The sequence below is a fragment of the Ancylobacter aquaticus genome, from assembly GCF_004339465.1.
Classification (GTDB): domain Bacteria; phylum Pseudomonadota; class Alphaproteobacteria; order Rhizobiales; family Xanthobacteraceae; genus Ancylobacter; species Ancylobacter aquaticus.
In genome coordinates, this window is record NZ_SMFY01000002.1 from 1,071,791 (window position 1) to 1,085,423 (window position 13,633).

Below are 13,633 nucleotides of genomic sequence, written 5' to 3' on the forward strand. Positions count from 1 at the left end.
AGGAGAAGACCCCGGCGCGCGCTCCCGCGCGCTCTTGCCGCACGAAATCGGGAGCGTCAGCCGGCGAGTTCGCGCGAGCGCCGGGCTGCCGCCGCCACTGCCTCGGTCAGCAGTGGGCCAAAGCCTCTGTCCTCATCCATCAGCACGGCGAGCGCCGCCGCCGTGGTGCCGTTCGGCGAGGTTACGTTGCGGCGCAGCTGGGCCGGGTCGATGCCGGTGCGCAGCATCAGTTCGCCCGCGCCAGCCACGGTCGCCCGCGCCAGCCGGTCGGCCATGTCCGCCGGCAGCCCGGCCTCGACACCCGCCGCCGCCAGCGCCTCGGCGAGCAGGAACACATAGGCCGGCCCAGAGCCGGAAACGGCGGTAGCGACGTCGATCAGCGCCTCGTCCCCCACCCATTCGACCCCGCCGGTGGCGCGCAGCAGCGCGTCGGCGATGTTCATCTGGTCCGGCGTGACGGCACCGTTGGGCACCGCGACGGTGACGCCGCGCCCGATTGCCGCCGGCGTGTTGGGGATGGAGCGCACCATTGCGGTGCCCAAGGGAAAGAAGGATTCGAGGAAGCCGAGCGTCCGCCCCGCCATGACCGAGACGATGAGCGTGCCGGCATCCGCCAGCGGCGCCACCCGGGCGAGCACGTCGGCGGCAACCTGCGGCTTCACCGCCAGCAGCATGACCGCCGGCGGGCCGCCATTGAGCGGGTTGAGCGCCACGCCGCGCGCCTCGATCATCGCGGCGACTTCCGGCGGCGGGCCCGGGTCGATCACCGCCGCCAGCGCCGGATCGAGCCCGAGATCGAGCCAGCCTTCCAGCATGGCGCCGCCCATCTTGCCGGCGCCGACCAGCAGCACCCGGCCGGGAATGTCGGAAAGTGTGGCCATGATCGAACTCCCCTGTCCGCGCGAGATCGCGCACCGTCCCTCGCCTTAGCCGCTCGCGCGCGCCCTTGGCAATGCTCGGCGCGGGAGTGCGTCGGCGACGCCCTCAGGCTTCGCCGACGGTCTCGAACAGGGTGGCGTCCATCGCCTCGCGAGCGGTCTTGCCGGCCCAGACGACGAACTGGAAGGCAGGGAAATAGCGCTCCACCGCCTCGATGGCGCATTCCATCAGCACCTCGCACTGGCGGTCGGTGGCTTCCGACCCGGCCAGCAGCAAAGCGTGGCGGAACATGATGACGCCCTCCTTCGACCACAGGTCGAAATGGCCCACCCACATCTGTTCGTTGATCAGGGAGAGCAGGCGCAGCACTTCGGTCTTGCGCTTTTCCGGCACCTTCAGGTCGAAGGCACAGGCGATGTGCAGAGCCTCGACCTCGTCCATCCACTGAAACGAGACATGGCAGTCCGTCCAGCGCCCTTCGAGCGAGATCGTGATCTCGTCCTCGGCCGAGCGCTCGAACGCCCATTCATTGAGCGCGGCCATGCGCTCGACCAGGTCGAGAGGATTCAGGCTGCTGTCGGTTTCGAAATCACTAATATAGGTCATGCTCGACCTCGCGAGGGTGGACGCGGAGAGGGTCGAACGCACGCAACGCGACGGTTCCCGGCAAGCTGTTCCAAAATCGAACGAATCGCCGTCGTCCCAACTATATCGCGCTGAATCCGCACCTCGCTACGACCGTTGTACCATGGTCCGTAGAAAAACGGGCCATGGCGAAAATTGGCACAATTGACTTGTCGGGGGATTCGCCCCGGCGCGGCAAGCACCAAGGCAAAGCGTCCACAAGCGTTGCGCGCGAAGAAGCTTTGGCGCAAAAGCCTCAGCCGAGCGAATCAGGCGGATCGATCGTCGCCTCAAGCTTGGCTTCCCGCGCCTCCAGAGCGGCGAGGCGGGCCGCGAGACGCTCGTTTTCCTCGCGGGCGGCGGCGGCGAGTTCCTTCACCGTCTCGAATTCCTCGCGGGTGACGACGTCGAGCTCGCGCAGGATGCGCTCGGCCTGAGCGCGCATCACGCCTTCTGCTTCGCGGCGCACGCCCGTGGCGACGCCGGCCGCGTCGTTCATCAGCTTGGCAAAATCGTCAAAGATTCGGCCGGTGGTCTGGGTCATGCTTATCTCCACACGCGGACCCGGCAAGGGGGCCCGCAAAACTCATTGCTTTGCAGGGACAATGGGGCGGCGGGGCGGCTATCGCAAGGGGGAGACGCCTTCGGAACCCGCCGCTGCCGACAACGGACGCCTTGATCCCGTCACGCAACGGGGGCAAAGCGGAACCGCCGCCCATTGCCTGCGCCGCTCCCGCGTTCGCCCGCCTTCCGCCGAGATATTGCATGTTCATGCTCGCCCCGCCGCTCCTCGCCCTGCCCTTCCCCAGTATCGACCCGGTGCTCATCGAGCTCGGCCCCTTCGCCATACGCTGGTATGCGCTGGCCTATATTGGCGGACTGCTGTTCGGCTGGTGGATGGCAAAGCGACTGTGCGCCCGGCCGGCACTGTGGGGCGGGCGTTCCCCGATCCAGCCTGAGGAGTTCGACGACGCGGTGGTGTGGATCGCGGTCGGCGTCATTCTGGGCGGGCGCATCGGCTATGTGCTGTTCTACAATCTGCCCTTCTATACCGCGAACCCGTGGGAGGCGCTGACCCTCTGGCATGGCGGCATGGCCTTCCATGGCGGCTTCCTCGGCTCCATCCTCGCCATGTACCTGTTCTGCCGTCGGCGCGGCCTGCCCTTCGTCTCGATGCTCGACATAGCCGCCAGCGTGGTGCCGGTCGGGCTGTTCCTCGGCCGGCTGGCCAATTTTGTGAATGGCGAATTGTGGGGCCGACCGACCGACGTGGCATGGGCCTTCGTCTTCCCCCATGGAGGGCCCGAGCCGCGCCATCCCAGCCAGCTCTATGAGGCCGGGCTGGAAGGGCTGGCCATCTTCATCATCCTGCAGATCGTCATCCGGGCCGGGGCGCTAGCGCGGCCGGGCACGGTCGCGGGCATGTTCGTCTTTCTCTATGGCTGCGCCCGCATCTTCGTGGAATTCTTCCGTGAGCCGGACGCGCAGCTCGGCTATCTCCTCGGCGGCTGGCTGACCATGGGCATGCTGCTCTCGCTGCCCATGCTGGCGGTGGGAAGCTGGCTTGTCTGGCGCGCACGGCGTCGCCCGGCTCTGGCGGCGAGCGCGACATGATACCGTTGGCCGAGCATCTGGCGCGGCAGATCGCGCTTACCGGGCCGATCACGGTCGCGGACTATATGGAGCAGTGCCTGTTCCATCCCACGCTTGGCTACTACACCACGCGCGAGCCCTTTGGCGTTTCCGGCGATTTCGTCACCGCGCCGGAGATCAGCCAGATGTTCGGCGAGTTGCTCGGCCTGTGGGCGGCGGAGACGTGGCTGCGGCTGGGCTCGCCCTCGCCTTTCGTCCTCGCCGAACTCGGCCCCGGGCGCGGCACGATGATGGCCGACATGCTGCGGGCCACGGCCCGCGTGCCGGGTTTTCATGAGGCCGCGCGGGTCGTGCTGGTGGAAGCCTCGCCGCGCCTGCGCGTCAAGCAGGCCGAGACGCTGCGCGGCCACCCCGTCGAATGGATGGCGCGGATCGAGGACCTGCCGCCGGGGCCGCTGGTCCTGCTCGCCAACGAATTCGTCGACGCGTTGCCGATCCGGCAGTTCGTTCGAACAGCGGAAGGCATCGCCGAGCGCATGGTCGGCCTCGGCCCGGAGGGAGGACTCGCCTTCGGTCTGCGTCCCGGCGCCCGGCTCGATGCGCGGGCGCAGGCGCGGCTGCTTTCCGCCCCGCCCGGCGCGGTTTTGGAAACCTGCCCGCTCGGCCTCACCATCGTTGCAACGCTCGGTGCCCGGCTCGCCGCCACCGGCGGCGCAGCGCTGCTGGTCGACTACGGCCATGCCGGCGAGCGGGAAGCCTCCGGCGGTTTCGGCGACACGCTGCAGGCGCTTCACCGGCGGGCCTTCGACGACGTGCTGGCCCACCCGGGCGCGGCGGACCTCACCGCCCATGTCGACTTTGCCGCCCTCGCCCGCGCCGCGTCGGCTGCCGGCGCCCGCGCCTTCGGGCCCATCGGCCAGGGCATGCTGCTGGAGCGCCTCGGCCTCGACGACCGCGCCTTCCGGCTGAAGCGCGCCGCCAGCGAGGCGGACCGGGAGATGGTGGAGGCCGCGCGCCTGCGCCTCGCCGGGCCGGACGAAGGGCAGATGGGCACCCTCTTCAAGGCGCTTGCCCTGGTGCATCCTGCGCTGGACATGGTGGCCGGATTCGCCCCCGGTGAGGCATTCGAGGACATTCCCGTATGAAGGTCGAATCTCCCGCGTTGAGTGCCCTGCCCGGCATCCGTCACGCCTTCTTCACCCGCGAGGGCGGTGTTTCCGAAGGACTCTATGCCGGGCTCAACGGCGGCACCGGCTCGCGCGACGATCCCGCCCATATCGCGGAAAACCGCGCCCGCATGGAGGCCGCGCTCGCCGTGCCGGCCGGGCACCTGCTCACCGCCTGGCAGGTTCACTCGCCGGACTGCGTCATCGTCGAGCGGCCGTGGGAGGAGCGGCCCAAGGCCGACGCGGTGGCCACCGCCACCCCCGGCATCGCCGCCGCCGTCACCATCGCCGATTGCGGCCCTGTGCTGTTTGCGGATGCTGAGGCCCGGGTGGTGGGTGCCGCCCATGCCGGTTGGAAAGGCGCGGTCGGGGGCGTGCTCGACGCCACGCTCGCCCGCATGGAAGAGCTCGGCGCCCGGCGCGGGCGCATCGTCGCCGCCATCGGGCCGCTGATCCGGCAGCCGAGCTATGAGGTCGGGCCGGACTTCATCGGCACCCTCATCGGCCTCGCCGCCGGCAATGAGCACTTCCTGATTGCCTCGGCCCGGCCGGACCATGCGATGTTCGACCTGCCCGGCTACATCGCCGCCCGGCTAGCAACGCTCGGTGTCGGCACCATCGACGATCTCGGCCTCGACACCTATGCCGACGAGGCGCGCTTCTTCTCATATCGCCGCGCCACCCACCGCAATGAGCCCGATTACGGTCGGATGATCGCCGCCATCACGCTGGTCTGAGGCATTCAGATGACCCTGCATTTCACCGGACCGGAATTCGAGCGTCGCCGCCAGCGCCTGCTCACCGTCATGGCGGAGCAGCGCCTCGACGGGCTGCTGATGTTCCAGCAGGAATCGATGTACTGGCTCACCGGCTACGACACGTTCGGCTTCTGCTTCTTCCAGTCGCTCTGGCTCGGTGCCGATGGGCGAATGGCGCTGCTCACACGCTCGGCGGATCTGCGGCAGGCGCAGCACACCTCGCTGATCGAGGACATCCGCGTCTGGACCGACCGCGCCGACGCCACGCCCCAGCAGCAGCTGCGCGTCATGGTGGCGGAACTGGGTGGCTCGGGAGGCCGCATCGGCGTCGAATATGAGAGCTACGGCCTCACCGCCGCCGCCGGCAGGAAGCTCGACGCCGCCTTTGACGACATCGCCACGCTGGTCGACGCCTCGCGCCTCGTCGACGCGCTGCGGGCGGTGAAATCGTCGGCGGAGATTCTCTATGTCCGGCAGGCCGGCAAGCTGGCATTGGCCGCGCGCGAAGCGGCGCTCGCCACCATCGCCCCCGGCGTCGATGAGGGCGAGGTGTTGGCAGCCATGCAGGGCGCCATCTTCAAGGGCGGCGGCGATTATCCCGCCAACGAGTTCATCATCGGCTCCGGCGCCGACGCCCTGCTGTGCCGCTACAAGAGCGGGCGCCGCGTGCTTGGCGAGGAAGACCAGCTCACCCTCGAATGGGCCGGCGCCTACCGCCACTACCATGCGGCGATGATGGAAACGGTCGTCATCGGCCCGCCGCGCGACCGGCATCTGGAACTGTTCGCGGCGGCGAGGCAAGCGCTGGAAGCGTGCGCCCACGCGATGGTGCCGGGAAAGACAGCCGGAGAGGTCTTCGCCGCCCATGCACATGTGATGGATGGCCACGGGCTGGAAAAGCACCGGCTGGCGGCCTGCGGCTATTCGCTTGGCGCCAAGTTCACCCCCTCCTGGATGGACCCGCCGATGTTCTATGCGGAAAACCCGTGGGTGCTGGAGGCCGGCATGGTGCTGTTCGCGCACATGATCCTGATGGACAGCGACACCGGCACCGCCATGTGCCTCGGGCGCACTTATCTTGTCGGCGTTAACGGTAACGAGGGCTTAACGCCCGCCCCTCTGGACCTGATCGTTAATTAGTCTTAACCATTTCCCGTCCGCTGGCGACAGCTGCGAACCTGCTTCGGCAGGGATATGCGGCGCGACCGGCTCTCTGGGGATGGTTCATGTTCGATCGCCTTCGCCGCCTTCCGGGCCGGCGCCTTGGAAGCGGGATCCTTGGAAGCCGGTTCCTGCCGACGGTCGCGATTCTCGTTGCCGCCCTCGGCCTCGGCGCCTGCCAGACCAATGGCACCGGCAAGCCGGTGGCGGCGGTCTCGGCTTCCTCAGGTAGCAGGACGATCGCCTTTGAATCTATTGATGGCGCGCCCGAGCCGGTGTTCGACCGGCTGGTGGCGGACCTCTCCAGCGAGGCGAAAGCCCGGCAGATACCCATCGTCTCGCGCGACTCCCCGGCCGCCTATCGCGTGCGCGGCTATCTCGCCGCCAGTGTCACCAACGGCAAGGGCGAGGTCGACTGGGTGTGGGACGTGTTCGACGCCGACAGCGACCGCGTGCTGCGCGTGGCCGGCCGCGAAAAGCTCGGCCCCGGCAAGGACGTCTGGGGCAAGCTCGACGACGCGACGGTGCAGCGCATCGCCGCCCAGAGCCTCGACGAAATTTCCGCCCGCCTGTCCGGGGGCGCCCCCTCTTCCAGCGCCAGTCCTGCCGCCTCTCCCGAACTCGACCCAGCGGACGCGCCCCCGGTGGTGCCGGGCGATGGCCCCGCCATCGCCGAGGCGGCACCGGACGACATACCGGCGGATACCGTTGCGGCAGCTTCGGACGCGGACGAGCCCTCACGCGCGCTCACCTTTGCCGCTCATCCCTGACCGCCCCTGCCACCTATGCGGCAGCGCATAGGTACAAGCCAACAATGCGGGCCTTTGGAAGCTTTACAGGCCGGGCCGGCCCGCCTATCAGGGCTGCGCGACGGCTCTAAGACAGCCGGCGGAAGAGTGACGGCTGGGAGCACGCCGGAATGCCAGAAAATAACGGTTCGATCAAAATCGTCGCCGGCAACGCAAACCGTCCGCTGGCAGAGGCGATCGGGGCGTATCTGGGCACGTCCCTGACCAAGGCCGTTGTGCGCCGCTTCGCCGACATGGAAATCTTCGTCGAGATCCAGGAGAATGTGCGCGGCAAGGACGTCTTCGTCCTCCAGTCGACCTCCTTCCCGACCAATGACCATCTGATGGAGCTGCTCATCATAACCGATGCGCTGCGCCGCTCCTCGGCCCGCCGCATCACCGCCGTGCTGCCCTATTTCGGCTATGCAAGGCAGGACCGCCGGTCCTCCGGCCGCACGCCTATCTCCGCCAAGCTGGTGTCCAATCTCATCACCCATGCCGGCGCCGACCGCGTGCTCACCGTCGACCTGCATGCCGGGCAGATCCAGGGCTTCTTCGACATCCCGACCGACAATCTGTTCTCGGCCCCGGTGATGGTCGCGGACATCAAGTCGCGCTTCGACCTCTCCGACATCACCGTCGTCTCGCCGGATGTCGGCGGCGTGGTGCGCGCCCGTGCGCTGGCCAAGCGCATCGACGCCCAGCTCGCCATCGTCGACAAGCGCCGCGAGCGCCCCGGCGAGAGCGAGGTGATGAATGTCATCGGCGACGTCGAGGGCAAGCGCTGCATCCTCGTCGACGACATCATCGATTCCGGCGGCACGCTGGTGAACGCTGCCGATGCGCTGCTGGCGCGCGGCGCCACGGAGGTCCACGCCTACATCACCCATGGCGTGCTCTCCGGCGGCGCGGTCTCGCGTGTCACCGCCTCGAACCTCAAGGAACTGGTGATTACCGATTCGATCCAGCCGACCGAGGCGGTACGGGTGGCGCGCAATATCCGCGTGGTCTCCATCGCCAGCCTGCTCGCCGAGGCCATCGGCCGCACGGCGCATGAGGAAAGCGTCTCCAGCCTGTTTGACTGAGCGCAGGCGGGCGGCGGCACTTCGATACCGAAGCGCATCGAAAAAAAGACGCCGCAGCGAAATTGTGCACTGCGCCATCATCGCTCCACAGTTTGACCCCAGCCTGTCCGCTCGCTCAACGATCCGGACGTCGACATGCTGCGCTCCCTTTTGCCGCATCCCTTCGGTATTCCCCTTGCCGCGCCTTTCGCCCGCCTGTGGGTGCTGGTGGCGGGTTTGGGCATATGCTTGGGTCTGGCCCTGCCGGCGGCGGCGCAGTCCATCGGCACGGTGACGAAGCCGGGCCTGCCGGACCCGTGGCACGGCGTCATCATCATCAACCCGCTTGACGACTCGCCCTACGAGGCCGCCCAGCGCGCGGCGGAGGCTGCGCAGGCTGAAACGGCCGCCCCCTCCCCGGCCAAGACCTCAACCGAAGCTGCCGACGCGCCGCTCGAGCCGTTCGACCCCGACAAGGAGACAGCGACCATGCCCTCGCTGTGGGAGACCATCGAGCTCGGCCTCGGCGGCGACCCGGGAGAGGCCGAGCCGGAGCCTCTCAAGCCCTACCAGCAGATTCCGGAACGCAAGGCACCCGTCGAGCGGGCGCGGATCACGCTCCCGACCCAGATGGAGTTGCGCCAGGGCGCGGCGATGGTGACGGTCTCCTCCAATGCCACGGCCACCGCCCCGGCCTCCGGCGCGCTTTCCACCACCGCCACCAGCGGTTCGGGCGAGATCAAGGGTCGCGTCGGGCTGCAGCAGGACAGCCTCACGGTCTATAGCGCCGGCACGGTGGGCGCCTCCGCCAGCCCGGGCGCGGCCACGATCTATGACAACATCGCCGTCGGCAGCACCTATTCCGTCCCGCTCGCCCCGCTCGGCCTGGGGCCGGAGAAGCTCGGCGCCAGCGTCGAGGTGGACAGGGGCCAGAACCTGACCACCGGCATCGAGCTGCGCGCGCCCGCCGGCAGCGCCGAGCGATTCATCTCGGTGCAGCGCTCGCAGAGCCCCGGTTCGGACGCCAGCGGCATCGTCAAGGCGGGCGTGCTCGGCAAGTTCTGAGGCCCGCTTCGCACGGCGAACATTGCCGGCCAAGGCTTTTGCTGCTATGAGCGCGCCCGGTCCCGGCCTTTCCGCACCCCTGGAGGCGCGCCGTGGGCTCACCGTACCAAGCCTGAAGGAACGGGCCGCGCGAGCGGCTTTGTCCGTTTGCAACCATTGAGGACAACCATGACCGCCATCAAGGAACTGAAGGCGCAGGCCCGCACGAAGGTCGGCAAGGGGGCCGCTCGTGCTGAACGCCGCGCCGGTCGCGTACCCGCCGTCATCTACGGCGACGGCAAGGCCCCCGTCGGCATCACGCTCGACCATGTCGAGATCAACAAGATCATCTATGCCGGCCACTTCCTGACCACGCTGTTCAATGTCGAGGTCGACGGACAGAAGCATCGGGTGATCCCGCGCGACTACCAGCTCGACGTGGTCAAGGACTTCCCGCTGCACATCGACTTCCTGCGCGTGGCCGTTGGCGCCACTCTCTCGGTCGACGTGCCTGTGCACTTCCTGAACGCCGACACCGCGCCGGCGATCAAGGAAGGCGGCTCGCTGAACATCGTCAGCCACACCGTTTCGCTGAGCGTTCCGGCCGACGCGATTCCCACCTCGATCGAGGTCGATGTCGCCGACTACGCCTTCGGCGATTCCATCCACCTCTCGGCGATCAAGCTGCCGGAAGGCGTGACCTGGGCCGGCCATGGCGACGACACGCTGGCCACCATTGCGGCCCCGTCGGGCCTCAAGGAAGCCGAGGAAGACGAGGCTGCGGCTGCTGCCGCCGACGCTGCCAAGAGCTGAGCGCAAATCGGGCTTACGCCCGCACGTTCCGTGAATCGAGAGCCGGAAGCCCGCTTCCGGCTCTCGCCATTTCAGCGCCGCCCCGGCGCGCTTTCGGCAATAGTGGAGGCACGCGGTGCTGCTGTTCACCGGGCTCGGCAATCCCGGGTCGAAATATGCCGGCAACCGGCACAATATCGGCTTCATGGCGGTGGATGCCATCGCCCGCCGCCACCGTTTCTCGCCGTGGCGCCGTCGCTTTCAGGGCGCGGCCTCAGAGGGCGAGATCGAGGGCCAGAAGGTGCTGGCGCTGCTGCCCGAAACCTTCATGAACGAAAGCGGCCGCGCGGTCGCGGAGGCGCAGCGCTTCTACAAGATCGAGCTGCGCGACGTGTTCGCCTTCCATGACGAACTCGACCTGCCGCCCGCCAAGGTCCGCTACAAGGTCGGCGGCGGCAATGCAGGGCATAATGGCCTGCGCTCCATCACCGCCCATTGCGGCAATGACTATGCCCGCATCCGCCTTGGCATCGGCCATCCCGGCGACAAGGCGCTGGTGCATCATTATGTACTGAGTGACTTCGCCAAGGCCGAGCGCGACTGGGTGGAGGCGGTGTGCGAGGGCTGTGCCGATCTCGCCGGCCTGCTCGCCACCCACCGGCTGGACGAGTTCCAGAACCGGCTGCACCTGTTTCTCGACGCGCGCGGCTTCGGACCGCCGGAAAAAGCCGGCACCAAGAAGCCAGGCTGAGCCGCCGAAACCCGCGCCTTCACTTGCACTCGCCCGCCATTCTGCCTAACCACGGCGGCAACCGTTCCTCTCGACCGAGCATCGCATCATGGGCTTCAAATGCGGCATTGTCGGCCTGCCCAACGTCGGCAAGTCGACCCTCTTCAACGCGCTGACGCAGACGGCGGCGGCGCAGGCGGCGAACTACCCGTTCTGCACCATCGAGCCCAATGTCGGTGACGTGGCGGTGCCGGATGCGCGGCTGGAAACGCTGGCGAAGATCGCCAGTTCCCAGCAGATCATCCCCACCCGCCTTACCTTCGTCGACATTGCTGGCCTGGTGCGCGGCGCTTCCAAGGGCGAGGGCCTGGGCAACCAGTTCCTCGCCAATATTCGCGAATGCGACGCCATCGCCCATGTGGTGCGCTGCTTCGAGGATTCCGACGTCACCCATGTCGAGGGCAAGCTGGCGCCGATTTCGGACATCGAGACCATCGAGACCGAGCTGATGCTGGCCGATCTCGACAGCCTTGAGAAGCGTGCGGGCGCGCTGGAGAAGAAGGCCAAGGGCGGCGACAAGGAAGCCAAAGAACTGCTCGACCTGATGACCCGCGCACTCGTGCTGCTGCGCGAGGGCAAGCCGGCCCGCCTCGTCGAGGTGAAGCCGGAGGAGGAGAAGGCGTTCCGCATGCTCGGCCTGCTCTCCTCCAAGCCGGTGCTCTATGTCTGCAATGTCGAGGAAGCCTCGGCCAAGGAGGGAAATGCCCTCTCTGCCGAAGTGTTCGCGCTGGCCAAGAAGGAAGGCGCCAAGGCGGTAGTCGTCTCGGCCAAGATCGAGAGCGAGATCGCCGTGCTGCCGGCCGACGAGCAGAAGGACTATCTCGAGGCCATCGACCTTGAGGAGCCCGGCCTCAACCGCATCATCCGCACCGGCTACGAGCTGCTGAAGCTCGTCACCTATTTCACCGTCGGCCCCAAGGAAGCCCGCGCCTGGACCATCACGGCGGGCACCAAGGCGCCGGGCGCGGCGGGCGTCATCCACTCGGATTTCGAGAAGGGCTTCATCCGCTCGGAAACCATCGCCTATGACGACTACGTCAAGGGCAATGGCGAAGCGGGCGCGCGCGACGCCGGCCGGCTGCGGCTGGAAGGCAAGGAATATGTCGTCGCCGATGGCGACGTGCTGCATTTCCGCTTCGCCAACTGAACGGCGGCGGCCGGCTGCAGATGTCGCTGCAGGAGCTGCTGCTTCGCCAAGCTGCAGAACCTATCGCGGGGTGCCGGCTGCGGCCTCGCGGCCTCGCCGTTTCACCCAGCGCGTGCGCGCCTGTCATGCAGGATCAAGCGGCGGGCGGCGCTACCCCTTGGCTTCCCTCCTCCCGCTGGTGGCTGTACCGTGTCCTCATCCCGCCAGTTTCCGATTCCGTTTGTGCCGTGACATGGACAACGAGAAGCTCTTGGAGCTGAGGCCGGCCCGTGCCGGCGACGGTGCCCGCCTGTTCGAGATCACGCAGCTCTCCGTCGCGGGCCTCGCCCGAGGCGCTTATTCGCCGGCACAGATCGAAGGCTGGATGGGGGCCCGCACTGCGGCCACCTACGAGGGACTGATCGCCCGGGGCGGGGTGGTCGTCGCCGAGCGTGAGGGCGTCGTGGTCGGCTTCGTCGACGCGGAGCCCGGCGAGGTGACGCGCCTGTTCCTTGTGCCGGACGCAGCCGGCGCCGGCCTGGGCGCGCGACTTTTGGACATCGGCATCGGCAAGGCCCGGTTGGGACACGCCGGGCCTGTAAAGGTCGAAGCCACCGTAAATGCCGAGGGCTTCTATCGGCGCCACGGGTTCAGGGCCGTCGCGAAGGGCTATTTCTCCCATGGGATCGGCAGCGATCCTATCGAGATCGTGCATATGGAACTGGGCGCCCCGGCCGACCCGCTGCCGCCTTCCTGACCTTCCCGCCCACCTCTGACGAAGCCGGCGCTTGACCTCGCGACCATCGTCCCGTGTGATCGCGTTCGGCAAAGACGGTGCCGTCGCAATTCGCGGCGCGCCGCGCCGGGGGATCGCGCGCGCCAATGCTGTTCTGGGAGGATTTTCACGAGGGCCATGTGGCGACCTCCGGGCGCTATGTGGTGGGTCGCGAGGAGATCGTCGGCTTCGCCCGCGAGTTTGACCCCTTGCCCATCCATCTCGACGATTCCGCCGCCGAGGCCACACGGCTGGGCGGGCTTTCGGCCTCCGGCTGGCATTTGTGCTGCATCTTCATGCGCCTCGCCGCCGACGGCTTCCTGATAGGCAGCGATTGCCTCGGCTCGCCGGGGCTGGAGGAGGTGCGCTTCCTCAAGCCGGTCCATCCCGGCACGGTGCTGAGCCTGCGCCGGCAGGTGCTGGAGGCCCGCTCGTCGAAGAGCCGGCCGGAAATGGGGCTGGTGAAATTTCGCTTCGAGCTTCTCGACGCCGCCGGCGAGGTGATGGCGGACCTTGTCGGCACCATCCTGTTCGGCAGGCGCAATCCCGGCTTTCGGCCGGTCTGAGGGAATCATGCTGTTCTTTGAGGATATCGAGATCGGCACCCGCACGCGGCTCGGCTCGCACCGTTTCAGCGAGGCCGAGATCATCGCCTTCGCCCGCGCCTGGGACCCGCAGGCCTTTCACCTCGACGCAGCAGCGGGCGCGCGCACCCATTTCGGCGGGCTGGTCGCCTCGGGCTGGCATGGCGTGGCGATCGCCGCCCGCCTGCGGGCGCAGGCGTGGGAGCGCGCGCATGAGGGCCTGCGCCGGGCCGGCAAGCCGGTGCCGCGCATTGGCCCCTCCCCCGGCTTCAAGGAACTGAAATGGCTGCGCCCGGTGCGGCCGGGCGACACGCTCGCCTTCCTGAGCGAGGTGTCGGCGAAGAAGCTGAGCGCCACCCGCCCCGAATGGGGGCTCGTCTTCACCCGCGAAACCGCCACCGATCCCGGGGGAGAGCTGGCGCTGGAGTTCACCAATTGCGTTTTTGTGGAGCGGCTGGAGGGGTGAGGCGGGCTCGGTAGTGAGAAGAA

Annotated in this window: 16 protein-coding genes; 13 read left to right on the forward strand and 3 right to left on the reverse strand. The window is 68.0% G+C overall.

The features are described from left to right. Positions 1-56: 56 nt before the first annotated feature. The 3 genes from proC to EV667_RS14530 form a co-directional block, all read right to left on the reverse strand. Positions 57-881 carry a pyrroline-5-carboxylate reductase gene (gene proC, locus EV667_RS14520; protein WP_131836016.1) on the reverse strand — a complete coding sequence of 275 codons (825 nt, stop codon included), beginning with the start codon at positions 879-881 and terminating at the stop codon, positions 57-59. A gap of 103 nt (positions 882-984) precedes the next feature. After that, complete coding sequence (locus EV667_RS14525; RefSeq protein WP_131836017.1) at positions 985-1,485, reverse strand: type III secretion system chaperone family protein; 501 nt, start codon at positions 1,483-1,485, stop codon at positions 985-987. Positions 1,486-1,759: 274 nt separating this feature from the next. Further along, positions 1,760-2,047, reverse strand: coding sequence for an accessory factor UbiK family protein (locus tag EV667_RS14530; protein ID WP_131836018.1), 288 nt, complete (start codon positions 2,045-2,047; stop codon positions 1,760-1,762). A 221-nt stretch (positions 2,048-2,268) separates the two neighbouring features. On the opposite strand from EV667_RS14530, the gene lgt reads away from it, so the two are divergent. The 13 genes from lgt (at position 2,269) to EV667_RS14595 (ending at position 13,610) form a co-directional block, all read left to right on the forward strand. Then, positions 2,269-3,117, forward strand: coding sequence for a prolipoprotein diacylglyceryl transferase (gene lgt / locus EV667_RS14535; protein WP_131836019.1), 849 nt, complete (start codon positions 2,269-2,271; stop codon positions 3,115-3,117). Beyond that, complete coding sequence (locus EV667_RS14540) at positions 3,114-4,241, forward strand: class I SAM-dependent methyltransferase (RefSeq protein ID WP_131836020.1); 1,128 nt, start codon at positions 3,114-3,116, stop codon at positions 4,239-4,241. The genes lgt and EV667_RS14540 overlap by 4 nt, the downstream gene beginning before the upstream one ends. Continuing rightward, positions 4,238-4,999 (forward strand): peptidoglycan editing factor PgeF, encoded by a 762-nt coding sequence (gene pgeF, locus EV667_RS14545; RefSeq protein ID WP_131836021.1) that lies wholly within the window; start codon positions 4,238-4,240, stop codon positions 4,997-4,999. Before EV667_RS14540 ends, pgeF begins: the two co-directional genes overlap by 4 nt. A gap of 9 nt (positions 5,000-5,008) precedes the next feature. Beyond that, positions 5,009-6,160, forward strand: coding sequence for a M24 family metallopeptidase (locus EV667_RS14550; protein ID WP_131836022.1), 1,152 nt, complete (start codon positions 5,009-5,011; stop codon positions 6,158-6,160). A gap of 86 nt (positions 6,161-6,246) precedes the next feature. Next, entirely contained in the window at positions 6,247-6,951 is a 705-nt protein-coding gene (locus EV667_RS14555) for a hypothetical protein (protein WP_131836023.1), read from the forward strand. A 149-nt stretch (positions 6,952-7,100) separates the two neighbouring features. Further along, positions 7,101-8,054 carry a ribose-phosphate pyrophosphokinase gene (locus EV667_RS14560; protein WP_131836024.1) on the forward strand — a complete coding sequence of 318 codons (954 nt, stop codon included), beginning with the start codon at positions 7,101-7,103 and terminating at the stop codon, positions 8,052-8,054. A 135-nt stretch (positions 8,055-8,189) separates the two neighbouring features. After that, a complete protein-coding gene (locus EV667_RS14565; protein ID WP_131836025.1) occupies positions 8,190-9,098 on the forward strand; it encodes a hypothetical protein in 909 nt (302 codons plus the stop codon). A 168-nt stretch (positions 9,099-9,266) separates the two neighbouring features. Continuing rightward, entirely contained in the window at positions 9,267-9,890 is a 624-nt protein-coding gene (locus EV667_RS14570) for a 50S ribosomal protein L25/general stress protein Ctc (protein ID WP_131836026.1), read from the forward strand. A gap of 115 nt (positions 9,891-10,005) precedes the next feature. After that, positions 10,006-10,620, forward strand: a complete 615-nt coding sequence (gene pth / locus EV667_RS14575) for an aminoacyl-tRNA hydrolase (protein ID WP_131836027.1) — start codon at positions 10,006-10,008, stop codon at positions 10,618-10,620. Positions 10,621-10,708: 88 nt separating this feature from the next. Next, positions 10,709-11,806, forward strand: a complete 1,098-nt coding sequence (gene ychF / locus EV667_RS14580; RefSeq protein ID WP_131836028.1) for a redox-regulated ATPase YchF — start codon at positions 10,709-10,711, stop codon at positions 11,804-11,806. Positions 11,807-12,038: 232 nt separating this feature from the next. Next, positions 12,039-12,542, forward strand: coding sequence for a GNAT family N-acetyltransferase (locus EV667_RS14585; RefSeq protein WP_131836029.1), 504 nt, complete (start codon positions 12,039-12,041; stop codon positions 12,540-12,542). Positions 12,543-12,667: 125 nt separating this feature from the next. Further along, on the forward strand, positions 12,668-13,126 hold the full coding sequence (locus EV667_RS14590; protein ID WP_131836361.1) for a MaoC family dehydratase: 459 nt from the start codon (positions 12,668-12,670) through the stop codon (positions 13,124-13,126). Positions 13,127-13,133: 7 nt separating this feature from the next. Continuing rightward, positions 13,134-13,610: a MaoC/PaaZ C-terminal domain-containing protein gene (locus EV667_RS14595; RefSeq protein ID WP_131836030.1), complete on the forward strand. Its 477-nt coding sequence runs from the start codon at positions 13,134-13,136 to the stop codon at positions 13,608-13,610. The last annotated feature ends 23 nt before the right edge of the window (positions 13,611-13,633 follow it).